Origin of the sequence: Flavobacterium sp. ARAG 55.4 (assembly GCF_051846875.1) — a bacterium.
Lineage (GTDB): Bacteria > Bacteroidota > Bacteroidia > Flavobacteriales > Flavobacteriaceae > Flavobacterium > Flavobacterium plantiphilum.
The window spans coordinates 169,886-192,681 of the sequence record NZ_JBPYCT010000002.1 but is presented as its reverse complement, the minus strand read 5'-3'; the positions used below and the strand labels follow the sequence as shown (position 1 = coordinate 192,681).

At 34.9% G+C, this 22,796-nt stretch carries 19 protein-coding genes and 1 pseudogene; 11 read left to right on the top strand and 9 right to left on the bottom strand.

Annotated elements, in window-relative coordinates; all coding sequences use genetic code 11:
* The first annotated feature begins 120 nt into the window (after window positions 1-120).
* The 5 genes and pseudogenes from ACSV4D_RS03085 (at window position 121) to ACSV4D_RS03065 (ending at window position 3,190) form a co-directional block, all read left to right on the top strand.
* Window positions 121-330, top strand: coding sequence for a hypothetical protein (locus tag ACSV4D_RS03085; protein WP_439227099.1), 210 nt, complete (start codon window positions 121-123; stop codon window positions 328-330).
* A 7-nt stretch (window positions 331-337) separates the two neighbouring features.
* Entirely contained in the window at window positions 338-1,243 is a 906-nt protein-coding gene (hemF, locus tag ACSV4D_RS03080) for an oxygen-dependent coproporphyrinogen oxidase (protein WP_439227098.1), read from the top strand.
* 66 nt (window positions 1,244-1,309) lie between these two features.
* Window positions 1,310-1,662: pseudogene (locus ACSV4D_RS03075) on the top strand (four helix bundle protein).
* A 66-nt stretch (window positions 1,663-1,728) separates the two neighbouring features.
* Window positions 1,729-2,724: a porphobilinogen synthase gene (hemB, locus tag ACSV4D_RS03070; protein WP_439227097.1), complete on the top strand. Its 996-nt coding sequence runs from the start codon at window positions 1,729-1,731 to the stop codon at window positions 2,722-2,724.
* Between the two features lie 70 nt (window positions 2,725-2,794).
* On the top strand, window positions 2,795-3,190 hold the full coding sequence (locus ACSV4D_RS03065) for a c-type cytochrome (RefSeq protein ID WP_439227096.1): 396 nt from the start codon (window positions 2,795-2,797) through the stop codon (window positions 3,188-3,190).
* 150 nt (window positions 3,191-3,340) lie between these two features.
* Here ACSV4D_RS03065 and ACSV4D_RS03060 read toward each other — a convergent pair whose 3' ends face one another.
* Complete coding sequence (locus ACSV4D_RS03060) at window positions 3,341-4,048, bottom strand: class I SAM-dependent methyltransferase (RefSeq protein WP_439227095.1); 708 nt, start codon at window positions 4,046-4,048, stop codon at window positions 3,341-3,343.
* Between the two features lie 88 nt (window positions 4,049-4,136).
* On the opposite strand from ACSV4D_RS03060, the gene ACSV4D_RS03055 reads away from it, so the two are divergent.
* The 6 genes from ACSV4D_RS03055 (at window position 4,137) to ACSV4D_RS03030 (ending at window position 11,397) form a co-directional block, all read left to right on the top strand.
* Complete coding sequence (locus ACSV4D_RS03055; protein WP_439227094.1) at window positions 4,137-5,030, top strand: LysR family transcriptional regulator; 894 nt, start codon at window positions 4,137-4,139, stop codon at window positions 5,028-5,030.
* A complete protein-coding gene (locus ACSV4D_RS03050; protein ID WP_439227093.1) occupies window positions 5,020-5,505 on the top strand; it encodes a methylated-DNA--[protein]-cysteine S-methyltransferase in 486 nt (161 codons plus the stop codon). Before ACSV4D_RS03055 ends, ACSV4D_RS03050 begins: the two co-directional genes overlap by 11 nt.
* A 72-nt stretch (window positions 5,506-5,577) precedes the next feature.
* Window positions 5,578-6,738 carry a serine hydrolase domain-containing protein gene (locus ACSV4D_RS03045; protein ID WP_439227092.1) on the top strand — a complete coding sequence of 387 codons (1,161 nt, stop codon included), beginning with the start codon at window positions 5,578-5,580 and terminating at the stop codon, window positions 6,736-6,738.
* Window positions 6,739-6,741: 3 nt separating this feature from the next.
* A complete protein-coding gene (locus tag ACSV4D_RS03040; protein WP_439227091.1) occupies window positions 6,742-7,455 on the top strand; it encodes a 3'-5' exonuclease in 714 nt (237 codons plus the stop codon).
* 510 nt (window positions 7,456-7,965) lie between these two features.
* Window positions 7,966-9,405, top strand: a complete 1,440-nt coding sequence (locus ACSV4D_RS03035) for a nucleoside recognition domain-containing protein (RefSeq protein ID WP_439227090.1) — start codon at window positions 7,966-7,968, stop codon at window positions 9,403-9,405.
* A gap of 390 nt (window positions 9,406-9,795) precedes the next feature.
* Window positions 9,796-11,397, top strand: coding sequence for a fumarate hydratase (locus ACSV4D_RS03030; RefSeq protein WP_439227089.1), 1,602 nt, complete (start codon window positions 9,796-9,798; stop codon window positions 11,395-11,397).
* A 104-nt stretch (window positions 11,398-11,501) separates the two neighbouring features.
* On the opposite strand, the gene ACSV4D_RS03025 is transcribed toward ACSV4D_RS03030, so the two are convergent.
* From ACSV4D_RS03025 to ACSV4D_RS02990, 8 genes are all read right to left on the bottom strand, one after another.
* Window positions 11,502-12,161, bottom strand: a complete 660-nt coding sequence (locus ACSV4D_RS03025; protein WP_439227088.1) for a CoA transferase subunit B — start codon at window positions 12,159-12,161, stop codon at window positions 11,502-11,504.
* A gap of 92 nt (window positions 12,162-12,253) precedes the next feature.
* Window positions 12,254-12,955: a CoA transferase subunit A gene (locus tag ACSV4D_RS03020; protein WP_439227087.1), complete on the bottom strand. Its 702-nt coding sequence runs from the start codon at window positions 12,953-12,955 to the stop codon at window positions 12,254-12,256.
* Window positions 12,956-13,078: 123 nt separating this feature from the next.
* Window positions 13,079-15,376, bottom strand: a complete 2,298-nt coding sequence (locus ACSV4D_RS03015) for a penicillin-binding protein 1A (RefSeq protein ID WP_408080367.1) — start codon at window positions 15,374-15,376, stop codon at window positions 13,079-13,081.
* Window positions 15,377-15,382: 6 nt separating this feature from the next.
* Entirely contained in the window at window positions 15,383-15,862 is a 480-nt protein-coding gene (locus ACSV4D_RS03010; RefSeq protein WP_439227086.1) for a gliding motility lipoprotein GldH, read from the bottom strand.
* Window positions 15,846-17,147, bottom strand: coding sequence for a PSP1 domain-containing protein (locus tag ACSV4D_RS03005; RefSeq protein WP_439227085.1), 1,302 nt, complete (start codon window positions 17,145-17,147; stop codon window positions 15,846-15,848). Before ACSV4D_RS03005 ends, ACSV4D_RS03010 begins: the two co-directional genes overlap by 17 nt.
* Window positions 17,148-17,332: 185 nt before the next feature.
* Window positions 17,333-18,691, bottom strand: coding sequence for an oxygen-dependent tRNA uridine(34) hydroxylase TrhO (gene trhO, locus ACSV4D_RS03000; RefSeq protein WP_439227084.1), 1,359 nt, complete (start codon window positions 18,689-18,691; stop codon window positions 17,333-17,335).
* An 868-nt stretch (window positions 18,692-19,559) separates the two neighbouring features.
* The gene (locus tag ACSV4D_RS02995) at window positions 19,560-21,830 is read right to left on the bottom strand and encodes a helix-turn-helix domain-containing protein (RefSeq protein WP_439227083.1); all 2,271 of its coding nucleotides are present in this window, start codon (window positions 21,828-21,830) and stop codon (window positions 19,560-19,562) included.
* Between the two features lie 109 nt (window positions 21,831-21,939).
* Complete coding sequence (locus ACSV4D_RS02990) at window positions 21,940-22,569, bottom strand: OmpH family outer membrane protein (protein WP_439227239.1); 630 nt, start codon at window positions 22,567-22,569, stop codon at window positions 21,940-21,942.
* Between the last annotated feature and the right edge of the window lie 227 nt (window positions 22,570-22,796).

Here is a 22,796-nt window from a genome sequence, read left to right as displayed (position 1 = left end):
AGAATATTTAATAGAAAAACAAATTTGAAATATTTAAAAATCAATAATAAAAAGAGCATCTTACCTATTGGACTACACAGCTTATGGGTATTATTTGTTTTATATTTTTATATTTTCAAAATGGAATCATTTAAAAATCATAATCCATGCGGAGCTGGAAATATGATGGTGGGATTAATGTTTTTAACGCCTATTTTATCTCTTCTTTTCTTATTAGTACTTGCAATTATTAATCTAATTTCAAAAAAGAAATATTACACTGATTATGAATTTATTTCATTGCCTTTTTTATTCTTAATTGGAATTGTCTTATTAATCATATTTATTTAATTCCAAAATGAAAGACAAATTTTACCAATTCATACAAAATCTTCAAGACCAAATCGTAGCAGGATTAGAAGCCGTTGACGGTCAGGCTAAGTTTAAAGAAGATCTTTGGAAACGTCCGGAAGGAGGCGGCGGAAGAACCCGTGTGATTGAAAACGGTGCCGTTTTTGAAAAAGGAGGAGTCAACATCTCTGCTGTTCACGGAAAATTACCCGATTCCATGCAAAAGCTTTTCAACGTAGGCGAAGCCGATTTTTTTGCTTGCGGACTGAGTTTAGTTATTCATCCTAAAAGCCCACTGGTACCTACGGTTCATGCCAACTGGCGTTATTTTGAAATGTACGATGACAGCGGTAATGTAATTCAGCAATGGTTTGGCGGCGGACAAGATTTAACACCTTATTATTTGTTTGAAGAAGATGCGGTTCATTTTCATCAGACTTGTAAAACCGCTTGCGACAAACACAATCCGGAGTTTTATCCAAAATATAAAAAACAATGTGATGGGTATTTCTGGAATGCGCACCGCAACGAAGCCCGTGGTATTGGCGGTTTATTCTTTGATTATTGCAAAGCAACAGAACAAATGTCAATGGAAAATTGGTACAATTTTGTTACTGAAGTTGGAAATAGTTTCCTTCAGGCTTATGTTCCAATAGTTGAAAAAAGAAAAGATTTGCCTTATACAGCAGAGCAAAAAAACTGGCAGGAAATCCGTAGAGGTCGTTATGTCGAGTTCAATTTGGTTCATGATAAAGGCACTTTATTTGGCTTAAAAACCAATGGAAGAATTGAATCTATCTTGATGTCTTTACCACCTCATGTTCAATGGGTTTACGACCATCATCCAAAAGCAGAAAGCGAAGAAGAAAAGTTATTGAAAGTGTTGGAAAATCCTGTTGATTGGATAATTTAGCTATCAGCTTTTAGCAGTTAGCTTTTGAGCTATGTAAAAAATCATAAATTGATATTAGCCAAGAAAATGAGAGATTATAAGAAATTTTCGGTTTGGGAAAAATCACATCAACTTACACTTGATGTATATAGAATTACCATTGCTTTTCCTAAAGATGAAATATTTGGATTAATCAGTCAAATGAAGAGATCTTCAAGTTCAATACCTACAAATATTGCTGAAGGTTGCGGTAGAAATTCAGATAAAGATTTTTGTCTTTTTTATATATTGCATTTGGTTCTGCAAATGAATTAGAGTACCAACTATTACTAAGCATTGATTTAAAATTCATTGAATTTGAAAATGGTCAAAAGCTTTTATTTCAAGTCGAAGAAATCAAAAAAATGCTCAATAGTTTAATATCTAAATTAAATAAGTAATTAAATTATAATTGCTAACGGCTAAAAGCTAATTGCTGAAAGCTGTCAGCTAAAAGCTAAAATATTATGTTCCCATTACAACGAGGCAGAAGATTACGCGTTAACGAATCAATTAGAAGTTTAGTTAGAGAAACAACCTTAAGTCCATCGGATTTTATGTTTCCAATGTTTATTGCCGAAGGCGAAAACGTAAAAGTAGAAATCCCTTCGATGCCGGGCATTTTTCGTCGTTCGGTTGATTTAACCGTTGAAGAAGTCAAAGAACTTTACACTTTAGGCATCCGAGCGGTAAACATCTATGTAAAAGTAGATGAAAAACTAAAAGACAATGCCGGAACAGAAGCCTGGAATCCAAATGGATTGATGCAAAATGCTATTCGCGCTATCAAAGCAGCCTGTCCGGAAATGATTGTAATGCCCGATGTAGCTTTAGACCCCTACTCTATTTACGGTCATGACGGAATTATCACTAATGGTGATGTAGAAAATGATACCACAAACGACGCTTTGGTAAAAATGGCAGTTTCTCATGCCGAAGCTGGTGCCGATTTTGTTGCCCCATCAGACATGATGGACGGAAGAGTTTTAAGATTACGTCAGGGATTGGATGCCGCGGGTTTTCACAATGTGGGAATCATGAGTTATTCGGCTAAATATGCTTCAGCATTTTACGGACCTTTCCGAGATGCTTTGGACTCCGCTCCAAAAGAAGCTGATGTTGTGGTACCAAAAGACAAAAAAACCTACCAAATGGATTATGCCAATCGCATTGAAGCCGTCAAAGAAGCCCTTTGGGATGTTGAAGAAGGTGCCGATATGGTCATGGTAAAACCCGGGATTGCTTATTTAGACATCGTTAGAGAGGTTAAAAACGCAGTAAACGTACCAGTAACTGTTTATCACGTTTCGGGCGAATATGCGATGATTAAAGCCGCTGCCGAAAGAGGCTGGTTAGACAACGACAAAATCATGATGGAGCAATTAATGTGTATTAAACGTGCGGGAGCTAGTTTGATTTCAACATATTTTGCTAAAGAAGCTGCTATACTTTTAAATCAATAAACTGACATATGACATATATCATTTCCGGAAGCGCGGAAATGATATACATTTGAGATTAAATTACTTAAAAATGAAAAAATTAATCCTTCTTAGTATTGCAATTGTTACTTTTTCCTGTAAAAATAAATCCGAAGAATCTTTTGGGAATAATGAACAAACTGCTGTCGCCACTGAAGACAAAGAATTAACCGCAGAAGAAATTGGAAAAGTGATTTTTGAAGGCAAAGGAAACTGTACTTCCTGCCATCAGACAGACAGCAAAACAATAGGTCCAAGTGTTCAGGAAATTGCTAAAGTATATAAAGAAAAAAATGGGAATATGGTGGCTTTTCTAAAAGGAGAAAGCGATGCTATTGTCGATCCTTCACAATTTCCAGTAATGCAGGCGAATCTAACGCTTACCAAAACTTTCACGGATAAAGAATTACAAAGTCTGGAAGCCTATATTTATTCAAATTTAAAATAAGAAGCTATTCCTGCTGTACGCTATAGCTTTTATGGCGAACGCCTCCATAAAAGGCTGCCGCTGCCATCAGGGCTACATACACAAAAACCATTCGGGAAATCGAATGGTTTTTACATTTATAAACAACATATTTTTGCCCTTTACAGCAAACTACTTTATCCCTCCAAAAGCACCAAAACAAGCATTTTTATGTAAAATTTCAGTGCTAGAAAAACCTACTTTTTTCATTAAATTCAATTGATAGGTCATCGATCTTGGTGTATCTTCTTTTTCGATATAATCAAATACTTTTTGTTGGTATTCTTCCCCACCGTGTTGCTTTAAATAATTGGCATACATTTTCCAGGTCAATTGATTTACCGCTTGATGATCCTGAGTTACCAAGTCTGAAATGAAGAAACAACCTCCCGGTGTTAAGCTGTCATACAATTTTTGAAATACCAATTCCCAATCGGAATCATCACGTAAATGATGCAAAACGGCTCCTGCCAAAATAATATCATATTTGTTGTCAGGCAATTCGACATTCCGAATATCATCTTGTATCGTCTCCACTTTGGCAGTTGTTGCCTCAGAAACACGTTCAAATGCTTTGTCTAACATATTCTGACTCAAATCGATTAAAGTACACTCTAAATCGGGTACTTTAGAAAGCATTTTCAACGTATAATTCCCGGCACCACACCCTAAATCCAAAATGGTTTTTGCTCCCGGTTTTATAGCTCTTGCCGTGCAGGTAATCAATTCTAATGCAATTTTAGCATCCATTGTAGCTACCTGACCGGTTTCTAAATTCGAGAAACGTTCTACCTCATTGTCAAAACGTTCTCTGATTTCTGTTACTGTTGACTTTTTCATAATTCTTGGTTTTTTTTACAAACCTATAATTTTTATATATGACTTAAAAATACTTATTTTGTCAATTATTAATACCTAAAAAGTATTTATGGAATTACGGCACTTAAAATATTTCCTGAAATTAGCCGAGGAACTCAGCTTTGTTCGCGCTGCCGATAAACTATTTATTTCGCAACCGCCCTTGAGCCGGCAAATTAAAGAATTAGAAACAGAACTGGGAGCGACACTTTTTGAGCGGAATAACAAACGGGTAATCCTTACCGATGCCGGAAAATATTACCAAAAGGAAATTCAGGAATTGGTTCAAAACCTGGAGCGAATCAATGCTACCACCAAAAAAATCAGTGAGAATCAAAGCGGCGAATTCCGAATTGCCTACGTAAGTTCGACTTTTTCGGGAGATATATCGGCATTAATTCAGTTTTTGTCAGCTCAATATCCATTTGTCAATTTCAGATTGTACGAAGTACCCACAGTCAAACAGATTGCTGCTTTAGAAGAAGGAAAAATAGATTTTGGAATCATCCGTGCACCCTTGCATTCACCAAAAATTGACTCCCGATTGTGGTATAAAGATAGTTTTTCGTTAGTCTTTAATCAAAATAAATATAACATCACATCCGAAGAAGATTTGGTACATTTGAAAGAGGAAACTTTTGTGTTTTTTAACAAACAATATGCGCCTTATTTCTATGATTCTTTATTAGAAATTTGTGCCCAATATGGTTTTAAACCCAAAGTAGTTCACGAATCAAATAACATTTCATCGATAATTCAATTAGTCAAAAACGGACTGGGAATTTCAATTGTGCCAACGGCAATAATGAAAAGTCATAATTATCCGGAATTGGAATTTTTAGAACTTAAAAAAGCACATCATTTTACCGATATTTTATTGGTTACACCAAAAGGAAATCCATCGGAAATTTCGAAATTAGCCATACAATTTCTAACAAAACAAAACCTGAAAGATGAGTACTAACGAAAAATCAACTGTTTATATCCAAACCCCTTTAGGAATTGCTGAAATTACAGGTGATGAAAATGGAATTTCAATAATTTCGATTACTGATGAAGGCGAAATTAGTTCCGAAATTCCGGCTGTTTTACAAGAAGCCGTTGCACAATTTCGAGACTATTTCGAAGCAAAAAGAACTGATTTCACTTTTAAAATGAACCCGCAGGGAACCGAATTTCAACAAAAAGTATGGCAGGCTTTGCGGGAAATTCCTTTTGGAAAAACGATGAGTTACTTAGATTTATCCAAAAAACTGGGCGATGTCAAAGCCATTAGGGCTGTGGCTTCCGCCAATGGGAAAAATCCGCTTTGGATTGTGGTTCCCTGCCACAGAGTTATTGGAACTGATGGTTCTTTAACAGGTTACGCCGGTGGTTTATGGCGAAAAAAATGGTTATTGGAACATGAAAATCCAACAAGCCAACAAAGTTTGTTCTAAGAAAATAAAAAACGATTCCAAAAGAAAGGCTTAATTTATGTAAATTCGTACTGAATCCTAAAGCATTACATCATGAAATGGCTAAAAAGACTCTTAATCGGATTGATTGCTTTGATACTCCTTGTAGAAATTGTTTTCTATGTTTTCAACATTGATTATTTATTTAAAGCCGTTCGGGTAACTTATTTAAACGGACATAAAACAGCATTTTTAGACGATTATAAATACTTTGATAACAGAACAATTGCCAACAGTAGCGTAGCACAACCCTGGAAAATTGCTAAAAACTACAACCAGATTAAAGCGACCGAAAAGCTTGAAAAACTGCATAAAGACATTGGTACAGTTGCATTTTTAATAATCAAAAACGATAGCATCCGGCACGAAAGTTATTATAATAATTACTCTAAAGATTCTAAATCCAATTCTTTTTCTATGGCCAAAAGTATTGTAACAGCTTGCTTAGGAAAAGCCATAATGGAAGGTAAAATTAAAAGCTTAGACCAGCAAGTTTCTGATTTTTTCCCGGAATTTAAAACCGGAAAATCCGCAACTATGACCGTAGGTGATTTAGCATCCATGGCTTCGGGATTAGACTGGGATGAGTCTTACTACAGTCCGTTTTCAATAACCACCCGTGCCTATTTTGATGATAATCTAAAAGGAGTTATTCTGGGTTTAAAAGGCATCGAAGCACCCGGAAAATCATTCAAATACCTGAGTGGAAACACCCAACTTTTAGCCATGTGTATTGAAAAAGCGACAGCGAAAAATCTGGCGGATTATGTTTCTCAATCTTTTTGGAAACCAATGGGAGCCGAAAGTGATGCGCTCTGGCAAACGGATAGTGAAAACGGAATGGTAAAAGCCTATTGCTGCATTGCCAGTAACGCCAGAGATTTTGCCCGTTTTGGAAAACTGTATTTGCATCATGGGAAATGGAACGGAAAACAAATTCTGGATAGCGCTTTTGTTGCCCAATCAGTAAACCCTCGATTTGAGATTTCTCCGGAATATGGTTATGGCTGGTGGTTAAGTAATTTTCATAACAAAAAAGTATTTTATATGCGGGGTCATTTAGGGCAATATGTCATTATTATTCCCGAGGATCAATTAATTATTGTAAGACTGGGACATCAGAGTAAGCACAGTACAAACGGTTCGCCGCACAGCGATGATTTCTATATTTATTTAGAAGAAACCTATAAAATGCTTCAACAAACCAAAAAATAACACATGATAGAAAAAATCAACCTCAACAACATCCTTTTTCTGGATATAGAAACGGTTCCTGAAACAGCGGATTTCAATTCATTAGACGATGAAATGAAAACCTTGTATGAGCAAAAAACGCAATACCAGCGTAAGGATGATTTTTCAGCTGAAGAATTTTATGACCGTGCCGGAATTTGGGCTGAGTTTGGAAAAATTGTCTGTATCTCTGTTGGTTTTTTTGCCAATAAAAATGACATCAGAAACTTTAGGGTGACTTCTTTTTTTGGAGAAGAAAAGAAAATCCTCAAAGACTTCAGCAATTTATTAAACAATCATTTCAACGGACCGCAACATGTCTTGTGCGGACATAATGCCAAAGAATTTGACATCCCGTTTTTAGCTCGTCGAATGATTATCAATCAAATTGCAATTCCGGACAAACTGAATTTATTTGGAAAAAAACCTTGGGAAATTCCACATTTAGATACTTTAGAATTATGGAAATTTGGCGATTACAAACATTTCACTTCTTTAAAACTGATGTGTAAAGTTCTGGGGATTCCTTCTCCCAAAGGCGATATCGACGGCAGTCAGGTAGGACACGTTTTTTATGTAGACAAAGACATTGACCGCATTGTAACCTATTGCGAAAAAGACACCATTGCCGTAGCACAAATTTTCCTCCGCCTTAGAAGAGAAGATTTATTGATTGACGATGAGATTATTCATGTGTAATCAACCATTATGGAAAAGAAAATATTATATGCTTTATATATATTGGGAGTTATTGGATTAACGTTTCCTTTTTATGAAAATTCAGTAATAGGCTGTGGATTCGAAACAAGTACTATAACATATGAATCGAGATATTTATATCAAGATTTTTATGATAATATAAAACTTTTTAAACTAGAATTACTTTCTATTATTGATAGCATCTGGTTATCAATAATATTTATTTCAATTCTATTTACTCCCATAATTTATTTCTACAAAAAACACCTAGTTATTATTTCATTGAATATACTTACTATTGGTTATTTTGCAATTGTATTCATAAATGCCCCAGAAATGTTAGTTTATGGAGCGTATACACTATTATTTCAACAATTAACTATGCTTGTCTTCGTAATTAAATATTATTTAAACCGAAATAAAAAACAACAAATTATTTCTTAGTGTCCTTTGAGAAAACCTTTTGTGAACTTTGCGGTTAAATATTTACATTTACAAAAATTATAAATTATGGTATTAAGTAGATTCTGGTTAGTAATATTTATTTCGTCGATTATTTTTATTGTAGTGAGTTTATTTACTGGAAACAGTTACACGATTGATCATGTACTAAATGGTAAGAAAGATGAACCTATTTTAATTTCTGAAAAATACATCGATCAATTGCCTGTTTTTATAAAAGACAGTATAGAAAAAGCTCCCGATAAAACGATGGTCATTAACAATATTACTTCAAATCCGGATACTACTTATGTTTATTCTGCAAAAACGGTAAAAATTTACAGCGGTGTTCAAAAATCGGATGGATTATTACCTACCTGTAAAAGTACTTTAGTTGATTTGATTTTACCGTTGATTGCTTATCTGGCTTTTTTCTGTGGCTTGATGGAGCTTTTAATCATCTCGGGAGCATCCGGAAAACTGGCTGTTGTTTTGAGTCCCGTATTTGTAAAAGTGTTTCCAACTATTCCTAAAAATCATCCGTCAATATCGTATATGACCTTAAATTTTGCTGCTAATTTTCTGGGACTGGATTCGGCTGCAACGCCTTTTGGACTTAAAGCGATGGAAAGTTTGCAGGAACTCAATCCTGAAAAAGACAGAGCCAGTGACGCCCAAATTATGTTTATGTGTTTGCATGCTTCGGGACTAACTTTAATTGCAACTTCTATTATTGGATATCGCGCGGCAGCTGGTGCGGCAAATCCTGCTGATGTGATGTTACCTTGTATCATTACTTCTTTTATTGGTACAATTGCAGCTTTTTTAATTGTTGGGGTCAAACAAAAAATCAATTTCAAAAGTGCTTCTCTGGTATTGGCTTTAATCACTTTAATTGCAGCCATCATCGGCCTTTTAATGTATGTGAATCATTTGGATTTAATAGGTAAAAACTATTTTACTTCTAATCTTTCAGCATTAATATTGGTAGCCATCATCGTTTTTACTTTAATCTTTTCCTTTTTTAAAGAGAGGAAATTTGCCGAATCCGGCACGACCGTTTTTGATGCTTTTGTTGTGGGAGCGAATAATGGTGTGAAAACCGGAGTGGTTATTTTTCCTTATGTTTTAGGGATGTTAGTCGCTATTTCGTTATTCAGAAACAGTGGTTTATTTGAAATCATTAGCAATGGGATTGCTTTTGTTTTTTCGAATATGGGTGTCAATAAACAAATTACAGATGCTTTGCCTGTAGCGATGTTAAGACCATTTAGTTCAGCAGGATCAAGAGGATTTTTGATTGATTCAATGAACACCTTTGGTGCCGATTCTCTAACCGGAAGACTGAGTAGTATTTTTCAATGTAGTGCCGAAAGTACGTTCTATGTTATTGCGGTTTACTTTGGTTCTGTAAACATCAAAAATACCCGTTATGCCTTGCCTATCATGTTATTAGTTGATTTAATTTGTGTGATTACGGCGATTTTTGTGGCAAGTTGGTTTTTTTAAATTTAATATACCGAGCCTACGACTCTCATCTAAATAGATTTGATTATCTCAACGGATTTATCTGAAAATAATTTTAGGATTTTCAATCAATTTTTCATTCTTTTGATTTCTTGAAAAAAAAACATTTATTAATCATTAAACCAACTAACAAAATGTCAAAATACACCAAATACATCGCGATAGGATTGCTTATTCTTTTTTTAGTAACGAGCTTATTAGCCTAATTTTCAAAAGATTAATTATACAAACTAAGAGGTGGTATTTGACAAATATCATCTCTTTTTGTTTGATTTTATAACAAAATGTCTGATTTTACGAAAGAATAGCAGCTATTAAAAGACTGTGCCTACGTTAAATAATTTTTATCTTTGCCAAAAAAATAAAATACTCATGGACTTTATATATCAGGATCCTTATCCAATTTTAAAAGACGATACTCAATACCGAAAAATTACTTCTGATTACGTAAAAGTAGAAAAACTAGGTGACAGAGAAATACTGACCGTTGACCCAAAAGGTTTGGAATTGCTTTCACAGGAAGCGATGAAAGATGTTTCTTTTATGTTGCGGACTTCACATTTGGAAAAATTAAGAGCTATTCTGGACGATCCTGAAGCAACGGACAATGATCGTTTTGTAGCTTATAATCTGTTACAAAATGCAGCCGTAGCAGTAGATGGTGAACTACCTTCGTGTCAGGACACCGGAACAGCGATTGTAATGGCTAAAAAAGGAGAAAACGTATATACAGGTGTTGATGATGCCGAATGGCTTTCTAAAGGGATTTTTAACACCTATCAGGAAAGAAACCTTCGTTATTCACAGATTGTACCTATCAGCATGTTTGAAGAAAAGAATTCAGGTTCTAATCTTCCGGCACAGATTGATATTTATTCGAAAAAAGGAGCTTCTTATGAATTCTTGTTTTTAGCAAAAGGTGGCGGTTCGGCTAACAAAACCTATTTGTACCAACAAACCAAATCCTTATTGAATGAAAAATCTATGGATGCTTTCATTCGTGCAAAAATCATGGATTTAGGAACTTCGGCTTGTCCACCGTATCACCTGGCTTTAGTAATTGGAGGGACTTCTGCCGAAGCAAATTTAGCCGCCGTTAAAAAAGCATCTGCAGGTTATTTTGATAATTTACCAACTACTGGAAACATGGCAGGTCAGGCGTTCCGTGATTTGGAATGGGAAAAAAGAGTACAGCAAATTTGTCAGGAAAGTGCTATTGGAGCACAATTTGGAGGAAAATATTTTACACATGATGTTCGTGTGATTCGTTTGCCACGTCATGCTGCTTCCTGTCCGGTAGGATTAGGAGTTTCTTGTTCAGCAGACAGAAACATCAAAGGTAAAATTACCAAAGACGGAATCTTCGTAGAACAATTAGAAATAAATCCAAAACGATTATTGCCTGAAACACCACCACATTTGGAGGAAGCGGTTGAAATTGATTTGAACCAGCCAATGGCTGATATCCTTAAAAAATTATCGCAATACCCAATTAAAACGCGTTTGAAACTAAACGGAACTTTGATTGTTGCCCGTGATATTGCACACGCTAAAATCAAAGAATTATTGGATGCTGGTAAACCAATGCCGGAATACTTTAAAAATCACCCCGTATATTATGCTGGACCGGCTAAAACTCCGGACGGAATGCCTTCAGGAAGTTTTGGACCTACAACCGCAGGACGTATGGACGTCTATGTAGAAGAATTCCAGAAAAATGGTGGAAGCATGGTAATGCTTGCTAAAGGAAACCGTACTAAAGATGTGATGAATGCCTGTAAAACTTACGGCGGATTCTATTTAGGATCTATCGGAGGACCGGCAGCGATTTTAGCTCAGGATAATATTTTGCAAGTAGAAGTAGTTGACTTTGAAGAATTAGGCATGGAAGCCGTTCGTAAAATCACAGTAAAAGATTTCCCTGCTTTTATTATTACTGATGATAAAGGAAATGATTTCTTTGAGAATTTATAATGTGAGATTCTAAGTTGCTAAGTCACTTAGATTCTAATACAAAAAAAAGTTACCGCAGATTCGCAGGTTATTTTTAAAAACCTGTAAATCTGCGGTTTATATTTTTAATCAATTATCATCTCCGGAATTTCTCCTTCAATGATTAAATTGGCTTCCGTAGAAGCGATAATATATTCTACCGAAACGCCTGGGGCTCTTTCGAGCAATTTAATTCCTTTGGGAGTGATTTCCATAACGGCTAGCTCAGTTACTATTTTTTTTACGCATCCAACGCCTGTTAAGGGTAACGAACATTTTTTTAAAATTTTACTTTCTCCTGCTTTATTGACGTGCATCATCGCTACGATGATATTCTCGGCCGAAGCCACTAAATCCATCGCCCCTCCCATACCTTTGACCATTTTTCCGGGAATTTTCCAGTTGGCAATATCACCGTTTTCAGCCACTTCCATAGCGCCCAGAATCGTTAAATCAACGTGTTGACCGCGAATCATTCCAAAACTCATTGCAGAATCAAAAAAGCTTGCACCAGGAAGCGTGGTAATAGTTTGTTTGCCCGCATTGATAAGGTCAGCGTCTTCTTCGCCTTCAAAAGGAAACGGACCCATCCCTAAAACGCCATTTTCGCTTTGTATTTCAACGTTTATTCCTTCCGGTATATAATTTGCCACGAGCGTAGGTATTCCTATTCCCAGATTAACGTAAAAGCCGTCTTTAAGTTCCTGAGCAATTCGTTTTGCGATATCTTCTTTTGTTAAAGCCATAATTATATTTTTGATACATAAAAGTCATTTAAGTTTTATTCAAGCTGAACACTATTTCTTTTCTCTAGTTTCTTTTCTCTAGTTTCTTTATTCTATTCTCTTTTTCGAACAGTACGTTTCTCAATCCTTTTTTCATACTTCTCTCCCTGAAAAATACGCTGCACCATAATGCCCGGAATATGAATTTGATTGGGATCTAAAGTTCCTGCTTCGACCAATTCTTCGACTTCAGCAATGGTAATTTTTGCAGCTCCGGCCATACAGGGATTGAAATTCCGGGCCGTAGCTTTGAAAATTAGATTTCCGGCAGTATCGCCTTTCCATGCTTTTACAATGGCAAAATCGGCACTGAAAGCCAATTCCATTACATGCATTTTTCCGTTAAATTCTCTGGTTTCTTTGCCAATGGCAACTTCGGTTCCATAACCTGCCGGAGTATAAAAAGCGGGGATTCCGGCTTGAGCGGCACGACAACGTTCGGCTAAAGTTCCTTGTGGAATCAACTCTACTTCGAGCTCGCCAGAAAGCATCTGACGTTCAAACTCGTGATTTTCGCCAACATAGGAAGAAATCATTTTTTTGATTTGTTTTTTTTGCAAAAGCAAACCCAAACCAAAATCGTCAACACCTGCATTATTAGAAATACAAGTGAGGTTTTTAGTTTCTTTTTGGACTAATTCGGCAATAGAATTTTCAGGAATGCCACACAATCCAAAACCGCCTAACATGATGGTTGAATTATCTTGAATATCCTGAAGTGCTTCCTGAACCGAATTTACTTTTTTATTAATCATATCGAAATGGATTGCTTTTGATTCTTAAAAATAAGGCTTTATTTTCAAAAGAAAAAACAATATTCGCATTCGTTGATAAACAAAAAAATAGCTTCCTGTTGAGAAGCTATTTTTTTATTTATTTTAAAATTCAAATTCATCAGTATCCTGAATAACAGCAGTAGTATCTTTTACTTTTGGTGCCTGATAACAGTCTACTTTTATTGAAAGATTTGCAGGGCGGTCAAATGGTTTTTTCGAAATTTTTAAATCGGGATCCTGATAACATAACTTCATAAAATATCCCCATACAGGTAATGCTGCAGTAGCACCCTGTCCATAAGTTATACTTTTAAAACGTGCCGAACGATCTTCGCATCCAACCCATACTCCTGTTACAAGATTAGGAACCATTCCCATAAACCATCCATCAGACTGGTTTTGTGTAGTACCTGTTTTACCTGCAATAGGATTAGTAAACATATACGGATAACCCGTCCAGCGTTTGTCTCCGTTTCCTCCGTACTGTGTTCTCAATCTTGACCCTGAACCACCTTCGGTAACCCCTTCCAGTAATTTGATAACGGCAAAGGCAATGTCTTTATTCAGCACATCATGCGATTCCGGAATAGGTTCATAGATAACTACTCCGCTTTTATCTTCAATTCTGGATAAAAACTGAGGTTTATTATATACTCCCTGATTTGCAAACGTACTGTAAGCTGCTACCATTTCTTCCACTGTAATATCTACTGCTCCAAGTGCAATAGAAGGCTGTGCAGGGATGCTGGTTTTAACACCCAGCTTATGGGTTAATTTAATAACTGCTTCCGGTCCTACTTTGTCAATTAATTTAGCCGAAACAGTATTAATCGAATTGGCCAGTGCTTTTTTCAAAGTTACCATTCCCAGATAAGTGTTATTAGAGTTTCTTGGAGTCCAGGTTGCGGTGACATGATGACGTCCTACAGGAATTGTAAATGGCGCATCAATAATGGAATCGCAAGGAGACATATTCAGTTGTTCAATAGCGGTAGCATATACAAATGGTTTAAAAGTAGAACCTACCTGTCTTGCTCCTTGTGCTACGTGATCGTACTGGAAATATTTATAATCAATTCCACCAACCCATGCTTTTATGTTACCTGTTTGCGGTTCCATAGCCATCAATCCGCTCTGTAAAAAATGTTTGTAATAACGAATGGAATCTAAAGGTGTCATAATGGTATCCTTCTCTCCTTTCCATGTAAAAACAGTCATTTTTGTTTTTTTACTGAAAGACTCTATAATTTCATCTTCAGACTTATCCATTGATTTCATCACATACCATCGATTTGACGCTTTCATTGCCTGTTTTAAGATACGATTGGTCTCTTTTTCAGAAATATTAACGAATGGTGCATTTTTATTATTCTTCTGGTCAATAAAAAACTGCTCCTGAAGATTTGCCATGTGTGCTTTTACAGCTTCTTCTGCATGCTGTTGCATTCTGGAATCAATGGTGGTATATATTTTTAATCCGTCTTTGTAAATATCATAATCTGTACCGTCTGCTTTTTTATTCGTTTCGGCCCATTTTTTCATGTAATCACGTAAATATTCTCTAAAATAGGTTGCAGTTCCTTCTCTGTGACTCTCTAATTTAAAATGCAGCGTAATAGGTAAAGCCTGCAATCTTTCTTTTTCAGATTTAGAAATCATATTGGCTTTTTCCATTTGCGCAAGCACCACGTTTCTTCGGTTTTTTACACCTACAGGATTTCTTACCGGATTATACAAACCTGAATTCTTAAACATTCCAACCAAAATTGCTGATTCATCAACAGTTAATTCTTTTGGGGATTTTGAAAAATAAGTATGTGCAGCTGAACTCACTCCTACAGCATAATTACCAAAATCGTATACATTACAATACATCGCAAGAATTTCATTTTTAGTGTATTGTCTTTCTAAACGAATAGCAATAATCCATTCTTTAGCTTTCTGAATAATACGAAATGGTAAAAATTTTGACCCTTCACCATGAAAAAGTTGCTTAGCTAATTGTTGAGTTAAAGTACTCGCACCACCATTAGTTCCTAAAGTAAAAATAGCTCTCAGTGTACCACGACCGTCAATACCCGAATGTTCATAAAAACGCTCATCTTCGGTAGCTACTAAGGCGTCTACCAGGTTTTTAGGCAAATCAGAGTATTTTAACTGCGAACGATTGGTTTGAAAATATTTTCCAATAACCACTCCGTCTGAAGAGATAATTTCGGTAGCCAGATTAGAATCCGGATTTTCTAAGTCTTCAAATGAAGGCATGGAACCAAAAAGCCCCCAGGAAGCAAACAGGAAAAAAAGTACAATAGCTCCCATTCCATAAATAAAAAGTGTCCAGAATTTTTTATTGTAATACTTAAAATCGCGAGTTGTATTTGTTTTTTTATTAGTTGCCATAACTATTTATTCTTTTTTTTCAATTCGTAAACCTACTTCGGTAATTCCTTCTAATTGGGTAACTCCGGGAACTTTACCTCCTTCTCTTACCGCCTGTTTTATATTAAGTTTATATTTTCCCCTGAACTTTACATTTTCTTTAAAATACAATTTGCTTTCTTTTATATCTGTAAATCCGTTTCCTAAAAGAGTTCCGTCAGGAGCAGCCATTTGATATTCTAAGGTATCCACTTTAGTATAACCATTTGGTTTTTCTAAAGTTACAATCAAAAAAAGATTGTTAAACGGATAATTATTATTATCTCTGATGTTTATAAAAAGATTGTATCGCTTTGTTGAATCTAATTCAGGTAAACTAAAAGAAACAATACTGTCTTTATGCCAGGCACTTCCCACGGATTTATATTCATCAAAAACTCTTTTTTCATCACATGAAAAAAAAATCAGGCTAACTAAAAGTAGTAAAATGCTATTTTTTAGTTTCATTCTTTTTAATAATTATAGGTTTTCTGGGTCCTTTAGGCTTTTTTTCACCAGCGGGTTTTTGTTGGGCTTGAGGAGCCTGATTGCCTTGAGCCGGTTTATTACCTTGTTTGTTCGTTTGTTTTTTATTGTTGGGACCACCCGCAGCATTTTCAACTGCTTTTTTAGGTTTTTTATTGTGTCTTTTATTCTTTTTAGGCTGATCAAAACGGGTTAAACTTTCCTGCCCCATCGCATTATTAAAGTCTTTTTCAACTTCCTGCGTTACTTCTAATGCAAAATCTTCAAGAGAAGAAACTTTCTTTTTCAGCTTATTTTCTGCAATAATTTCTTTGACCTTATCAATTTTTAAAACATGCCAGTTAGCATAATTGTTGGTATAAGCAAACCACATTAGGCCTTTGAAAATATCTTGTTTTTGACAAACAGCATCTCCTTTTTCGGTTACTAATTTGGTTTCAAATTCAGGAAATCCTTTCAGGGCATCCATATAAGTGTCTAATTCATAGTTTAAACAACACTTCAGTTTCCCGCATTGTCCGGCTAATTTTTGAGGATTCAAAGACAATTGCTGGTAACGTGCCGCCGAGGTATTCACACTTCTGAAATCAGTTAACCAGGTAGAACAGCATAATTCGCGTCCACAGGAACCAATTCCTCCCAAACGGGCCGCTTCCTGACGAAAACCTACTTGTTTCATCTCGACTCTGGTACTGAATTCCTTAGCAAAATCCTTTATTAATAATCTGAAATCAACACGATCATTTGCGGTGTAATAGAAAGTTGCTTTGGATCCGTCACCCTGAAATTCGATATCTGAAATTTTCATTTCTAATTTATGCTGAATAGCCAATTCTCTGGCACGCACTTTCATTGGTTCTTCTCTGTTTCTGGCCGCTGACCAGATATCAATGTCTTTTTGAGAAGCTTTGCGGTACACTTTTGGAACTTCGTTGCTATTAGGATCTACTCCTTTTTTCTTCATCTGGATACGGACTAATTCGCCAGTCAAAGTAACAATACCGATATCATGCCCAGGAGAAGCCACTGTGGCTACAATGTCTCCCATGCTTAAAGTTAATTTTTCGGTATTGCGATAAAATTCTTTTCTTCCATTTTTAAAACGGACTTCTACACAATCAAAAGGAGCGTCGCCATTAGGCAAACTCATATTTGAAAGCCAATCAAAAACCGTTAATTTGTTGCAGCTATCGGTGCCGCAAGTCCCATTATTTTTACAACCCTTAGGTGCGCCACCATCAGAAGTTGAACAACTTGCACATGCCATAATTTTATATGTAGTGTTGTGACCAGCACAACTTAAGTTCTTAAAACGTTTAATCCGTAAAGATAGTATTTTTTAATCTTAACTTGCAAGGGCTTAAATTTTCCAAAAGATTAAAATTTTTATAAAAAAAGCCTGTTTCAAATAGTTTGAAACAGGCTTTTGAAGGTATTTTGAACAATGTTTTTTTAGTCTAAAATCTTGTATAATTTATCCGATAGACGAATTCTAAATGGTACCGCAAAAGTCAATTTATCACCTGCTACAGCCTGAATTCCTTCGTATCCGTTTACAAACATTTTTTCTAAAACCAATTCCTGATTTCCAGTTGTAGGTCCGGAAATTAAAATTTTGTCTCCTAAATTTAATTCTTGATTTTCAATAGTAAAAAGTCCAATTTGAGCTTTCACATAATAATGCTCTGCTTTACCTACTAAAATCTTTTTTACTTTTATCTTCTGACGAATATCGTTGGTTTTAGGAGCTGTTGCCAAAGCTATATCCGTTAGTTCTCCAGAATGTTTGAACTTTAAACTTTCTGATTTTCCTTTTCGGAATACTTTATTTCCTACTTGTTTTCCTTTTCTTAATTTCAATTGTTCTTCCCAAGGCAAATGGATAATTTCATGACATTCTACTGAACAACAATTTTCCATAGCAGCCTTGCAATCATCACATTGGATAAACAATAAATGACAACCATCATTAGCACAATTGGTATGATTGTCACAAGGTTTTCCACATTGATGGCATTGCGAAACGATATCATCGGTAATTCTTTCCCCTAAACGATTATCGAAAACGAAGTTTTTTCCAATGAATTTACTTTCTAAACCTTCTTCTTCAATTTGCTTGGCATAATTAATAATTCCGCCTTCTAGTTGGAACACATTTTTAAAACCCTGATGTTTGAAATAAGCACTGGCTTTTTCACAACGAATTCCACCAGTACAATACATTACTAGATTTTTGTCTTCTTTAAAATCTTGAAGTTGCTCATTGATAATAGGTAAACTTTCTCTAAAAGTTTCTACATCTGGAGTGATAGCACCTTTAAAATGACCGACTTCACTTTCGTAGTGATTTCTAAAATCAACCACAATGGTGTTTGGGTCTTCCAGAATTTCATTGAATTCCTTCGCTTTAAGGTGTACCCCTTTGTTGGTTACATCAAAAGTATCATCGTTTAGTCCGTCAGCAACAATCTTGTGGCGCACTTTGATGGTTAATTTTAAAAAAGCATGATCATCTTGCTCAACGGCTACGTTCAAACGAATGCCTTTCATGAAATCATAAACTTCCAGCGTTTCTCTGAAAGCTTCAAAATTTTCGGCAGGAACGTTCATTTGGGCGTTAATACCTTCGTGAGCAACGTAAATTCGACCCAGTGCATCCAGTGCGTTCCAGGCAAGAAATAAATCGTCGCGAAATTTTTTGGGATCTTCAATTTTGGCATACGCATAGAAAGACAACGTAAGACGTTGTTTACCCGCTTGATCTATCAATTCAGCTCTTTCTTCTGCGCTTAAGGTGTTGTACAGTTGCATGCTATAAACGGTTTAAGTGAGAATATTTTTTGCAAAAGTATAAAAAATAAATGATTTAGTGATTACGCAAAAATTCACAAAGAAATCTCATTTCAAAAGTCAAACACTGTATAACAGTTAGTGAGATTGCTTCGTTCCGATAGCTATCAGAGCGAAAAAATGAAAGAAAAACTCAAATATAATTAGCTGTTTTATCTTGAATTTTACTTTGTATCGTTTTACAATTTGTTAATCGTTTATGGCGATTATTGACGCTTAAAATTTTCGTTTTTTTTCTTGTTTTGTATTTTATAAACCCTATATTTTACGGTAAAAATCACTGTATTTTGTTTTTTATATTATTGAATATCAGTAAATTATAATTTATAAATAAAAAATACTAGTTTTCTGTTTTTGTTAAAAACTAGGGGTTATTGTGAATAAGTTTGGCTTTTAATTGCCGTAAGAATTTACAATCTTTGTATCTGATAGCTGAACATAAAAAAACCACAGCGCCAACTGTGGTTATTTGTAAGGCCTCAGAAGTTCATATTTATTAACTTTAAATTTTCTAAAATGAGTTTTAACGATCCTTCATCTTGGAAAACTATTTCTGAATGCCTTTTTTATTTTTCCGGTATTGTTCTAAATATCTACCGTGCTAATAAACGATTTTAGATTAGTTTTAAAATGCCCGTCTTTCAAAGGCGGGTTTTTTTATATAGTAATTTTTGTTATGCTTTTTTACTATATAATTTGATGTTGTAAAAATATAAAAAAACTTTAGTTTTAAATAAAAAATTGCTTTTTTAATTAAAAAACTTTTCAACAAAGAATCTTTAAGTGAAATTGTTTAGTTCCGATAGCTGTCGTTCCTCGCAATGATTTTTTAATTCAAACTCGCTTTAAACATACGCAGTTCTTCCCAAGAGTATTTCTCACCAAATTGTTCTTTCATCGGAGTAAGTGATTCTTCTTGGTAAAATTTAAAAGCTTCCGCCAATTCATCAATTTTATCCTGAGGCAAAATTTCACTAATGGAAATTCTTTTGTCCTGAATTAATTTGACCAAATGACTTTGAATAGTGCTAACTGTTAATTTTCGAATATCAGCAATATCCTGAATCGAATTTTTGGCTATCCACAAATCAAAAGTTTCTTCAACAGTCGATTTTTTGGGTGCTTTTTTATCTTTTTTCTTCGAAGTGTAACGGTTCAAATCTTCTTCATCTTCAATCAAAGTGACATTAACTTCTTTAAATTGATTTTGAATGGCTTCTTTTTTTCTTGAAAGGTATTTTTTTACTTCGTCTGAACTTAGTTTTTCTTTCGAAATCGCCTCATTTGCAATCACGGTTTCCATTAACAATTTGGCCTTCATCAAGCGCAAAACGGCTTTGGATTGTAATTCTTCTAATTCGGATAATTCTTCAAAATAAGCTTTGGCTTTCTTGAGTCGTTTTACTTCTTCAATTTTCCACAAAATCTCAAAAACCAATTCGTCCATGGGTTTGAAAAAATAAGCAATGGCTGCCTGAATTCTTTCGGAAACATGAATTAAATCGACTGTTTCATTGGCAAATATTTTATTCAGTTGTAGGATAAATTTTTTGGATGGATCCAAATGCGCTTCGATATTCTCCAATTGTTTCGCTGCCCAAAGTGCATTCTTAGATTTGGCGGAACTTTCCGTTTTATCCGAATAACTGAACTTATGATTGCGCCATTCTTGTACCAAATCCTGCCAATCAAAGCTGCTAATCAAATAATTATGAATGAAATTTTTGGTTTCAAAATGCAACGAATTTTTCAAAACTTCTTCCGAAGCTTTATTTTGCGCATAATCCATCACATCCTGGTCGTTAGAAATCCCATTCATACGTAACGGAGAGAGTAAAACCAAGCCTTCTAACGAACGCAAACGCGACAAAGCCACATAAGCTTGTCCGGGCATAAAAACCTGCGAAACATCGATTGCAGCTTTATCAAAAGTCAAACCCTGACTTTTATGCACCGTAATGGCCCAGGCCAATTTGATAGGATAATGCACAAAAGTTCCCAAAACTTCCTCTTCCACTTCCTTGGTCAAAGGATCTACTTTATAGCGAATGTTTTGCCATTCGTAACGCTCTACTTCTATAGTTTTATTTTCTTCAGGAAAATGAACCAGAATTTCCTGGCTGGAAAGCGATTTGATAATTCCCATTTTACCATTAAAATAATTCTTCTCATAATTCAAATCATTTTTGACAAACATAATTTGGGCACCCACTTTCAACTGCAAATTATATTCTACAGGATAAATTTTTTCCGGAAAATCGCCTATAATTTCTGGTGTGTAGGTAATTAATTCTCCTTTTAAATCTTCCAAAGCTTGAGCATTCATTGCATCGGCTTTAGCATTGTGAGTCGTTAAAGTGATATAACCTTTGTTGGCCTTTAAATCAAAATCAGGTTTGACATACTGATTTAAAACCTGAACATCTTCGGGCGTGATTTGGTTGTTTCTTAAATTATTTAAAACCGAAATAAAACTAGAATCTGTTTGCCTAAAAATTTTAGATAATTCAATATACAAAGGCGGATATTGCTGAATAACATGCGAATGAAAAAAGAATTTTCCACGGTAATAATTACGTAAAGTACGCCATTCTTCATCACGAATTACGGGAGGCAATTGCAATAAATCTCCAATAAACAGTACTTGTACACCACCAAAAGGAGTCGCTTTTTTCCGAACCGTTTGCATCATATAATCCATTGCATCCAGCAAATCGGCACGAAGCATACTTACTTCGTCAATAATGAGCAATTCCATATTCCGAATGACTGATTTCTTCAAACCATTCATTTTAAAATGCCTGCGCAAACTTTCCTTTGTTTCAAATTTTATCGTTTCTGAAAACTGTGATTCAGCAGTATGCGAAGGAATAAAACCGCTAAATGGCAATTGAAACATCGAATGAATCGTTACGCCGCCGGCATTTAAAGCCGCAATTCCTGTAGGTGCTACAACCACAGTATTTTTATGCGTGGTTTCAATAATTTCGCGCAGCAAAGTAGTCTTACCCGTACCTGCTTTACCTGTCAAAAAAACCGAACGTTGGGTTTGATTGATAAACTGTAAAGTATATTTTGCGGCTTCGGATAAGGTTTGCATTAGATAACTAGTATAAGTTTTTTCTTAAAAAGAATTATAAAAACTAAATTAAATAAAAAAGCCTTCAATCCAAATTAGAATTGAAGGCTTTTTTGACTTTTAAATCAGATTATTTTTTTTCTTCTTTTTTATCTTCAGCTTTTTCTTCAACTTTTTCTTCTGATTTAGATGAAGATTTGTATTTATCATTTAATGCTGTAATAATTTCTTTAGTGATATCGTATTTGTCTTCAGCATATAAGATAGAAGCTGCATCACCAGTACCGTAAATATAAGCATAACCGTTTTTCTTACCGTAATCTTTAATGAATTTTTTAATACCTGAAATTAAGGTATCCATCTCAGCACCGCTTTCCTGTTGTAATTGTTGTGCTAAAGCTTGTTGCGCATAACCTAATTGCTGCTCTCTTTTTTGCAATTCTGCTGCTCTTTTTTGAGCCCATTCCTGACCATTAGCTTGCGCTTGATTTTGAAAATTAGCAGCATCTTGTTTAAAACGTTTTATCTCTGCGTCTAACTGTCTTCCTTTTTCTTCTGATTGCGCTTTATATTTTGCTTCCAGATCTTTTGCTTCTGTATATTCTTTCATCAATTCAGAAGTATCTACATACGCTGTTTTAACTTCTTTAACTTCTTCTGTAGTTTTATTACAAGCAATAACTGAAATAGAAATTGCGATCATTAATAATATTCTTTTATTCATATTAAAAATATTTCCTTTTTGGTATTCGTGAATCATTGATTTCATTTTGAACTAAATTGTAATTAAAAAATGTGTGTGTGAGCAAAAATATAAAAAAATAGACAGCATCCTAAAAAACACTGAAAAAATGGCAAAAATTTAAACTATTATCATTTGCTATGCTGCAAGCAAAAGCAATAATTTAAATTTATTAAAAACGAAGTAAATACATTTGAAATAAAGCAAAAACAAAAAAAGGCAAATATAATTCACGTTCAACGCCA

Bases quoted from the DNA above. Each gene is read 5' to 3' on its own strand.
- ACSV4D_RS03015 (WP_408080367.1), bottom strand. From the start codon at position 15,376: ATGGCAACTAATAAAAAAACAAATACAACTCGCGATTTTAAGTATTAC.
- ACSV4D_RS03035 (WP_439227090.1), top strand. From the start codon at position 7,966: ATGGTATTAAGTAGATTCTGGTTAGTAATATTTATTTCGTCGATTATT.
- ACSV4D_RS03005 (WP_439227085.1), bottom strand. From the start codon at position 17,147: ATGGCATGTGCAAGTTGTTCAACTTCTGATGGTGGCGCACCTAAGGGT.
- trhO (WP_439227084.1), bottom strand. From the start codon at position 18,691: ATGCAACTGTACAACACCTTAAGCGCAGAAGAAAGAGCTGAATTGATA.
- ACSV4D_RS03010 (WP_439227086.1), bottom strand. From the start codon at position 15,862: ATGAAACTAAAAAATAGCATTTTACTACTTTTAGTTAGCCTGATTTTT.
- ACSV4D_RS02995 (WP_439227083.1), bottom strand. From the start codon at position 21,830: ATGCAAACCTTATCCGAAGCCGCAAAATATACTTTACAGTTTATCAAT.
- hemF (WP_439227098.1), top strand. From the start codon at position 338: ATGAAAGACAAATTTTACCAATTCATACAAAATCTTCAAGACCAAATC.
- ACSV4D_RS03025 (WP_439227088.1), bottom strand. From the start codon at position 12,161: ATGGCTTTAACAAAAGAAGATATCGCAAAACGAATTGCTCAGGAACTT.
- ACSV4D_RS02990 (WP_439227239.1), bottom strand. From the start codon at position 22,569: ATGATTCACGAATACCAAAAAGGAAATATTTTTAATATGAATAAAAGA.
- ACSV4D_RS03085 (WP_439227099.1), top strand. From the start codon at position 121: ATGGAATCATTTAAAAATCATAATCCATGCGGAGCTGGAAATATGATG.
- ACSV4D_RS03020 (WP_439227087.1), bottom strand. From the start codon at position 12,955: ATGATTAATAAAAAAGTAAATTCGGTTCAGGAAGCACTTCAGGATATT.
- hemB (WP_439227097.1), top strand. From the start codon at position 1,729: ATGTTCCCATTACAACGAGGCAGAAGATTACGCGTTAACGAATCAATT.
- ACSV4D_RS03045 (WP_439227092.1), top strand. From the start codon at position 5,578: ATGAAATGGCTAAAAAGACTCTTAATCGGATTGATTGCTTTGATACTC.
- ACSV4D_RS03065 (WP_439227096.1), top strand. From the start codon at position 2,795: ATGAAAAAATTAATCCTTCTTAGTATTGCAATTGTTACTTTTTCCTGT.
- ACSV4D_RS03040 (WP_439227091.1), top strand. From the start codon at position 6,742: ATGATAGAAAAAATCAACCTCAACAACATCCTTTTTCTGGATATAGAA.
- ACSV4D_RS03030 (WP_439227089.1), top strand. From the start codon at position 9,796: ATGGACTTTATATATCAGGATCCTTATCCAATTTTAAAAGACGATACT.
- ACSV4D_RS03060 (WP_439227095.1), bottom strand. From the start codon at position 4,048: ATGAAAAAGTCAACAGTAACAGAAATCAGAGAACGTTTTGACAATGAG.
- ACSV4D_RS03050 (WP_439227093.1), top strand. From the start codon at position 5,020: ATGAGTACTAACGAAAAATCAACTGTTTATATCCAAACCCCTTTAGGA.
- ACSV4D_RS03055 (WP_439227094.1), top strand. From the start codon at position 4,137: ATGGAATTACGGCACTTAAAATATTTCCTGAAATTAGCCGAGGAACTC.